Origin of the sequence: Rhodovibrio sodomensis (assembly GCF_016583645.1) — a bacterium.
Classification (GTDB): Bacteria; Pseudomonadota; Alphaproteobacteria; order Kiloniellales; family Rhodovibrionaceae; genus Rhodovibrio; species Rhodovibrio sodomensis.
On record NZ_NRRL01000311.1, the window covers coordinates 1 to 568 of the forward strand.

Below are 568 nucleotides of genomic sequence, written 5' to 3' on the forward strand. Positions count from 1 at the left end.
TGGTTCAGCACCTCGCTGGCGCGCGCCGGCACCTCGATCAGCGCGTCGGTCAGGCGCGCCTCGGTGGCCTGGTCGATCGTGCCCCGGGCCCGGCCGATCGCGATCGACAGCGCCGCCAGCACGGTCAGCTGGGTGGTGAACGCCTTGGTCGAGGCGACCCCGATCTCCGGGCCGGCCAGGGTCTGCAGCACCGCCTCGCTGTCGCGCGCGATCGCGCTTTCCGCGACGTTGACGATCGAGAGCGTGCGCTGGCCCTGCTCGCGGGCGTACTGCAGGGCACCGTGGGTCTCCGCCGTCTCGCCCGACTGCGAGATCACGGCTGTGAGCCCGCCGTCCGGCATCGGCGGCGCGCGGTAGCGCAGCTCCGAGGCGAGGTCGAGCTCGACCGGCTGCCTTGCCACCTGCTCCATCCAGTACTTGGCGACCCAGCCGGCGAGGAACGCGGTGCCGCAGGCGGTGATCGTCACCCGCGGCAGCCGGCCCAGGTCGAACGGCAGCTCGGGCAGCGTGACCTCCCGGCGCAGCGGGTTCAGGAAGGCGTGCAGCGTGTCCCCGATCACCGACGGCT

The 568-nt window shown here is 73.1% G+C and carries 1 protein-coding gene; it reads right to left on the minus strand.

All coding sequences use genetic code 11. The features are described from left to right. Positions 1 to 568, minus strand: a 568-nt coding sequence (locus CKO28_RS27920; protein ID WP_200344816.1) for an SIS domain-containing protein, incomplete at both ends; no start/stop codon positions are given.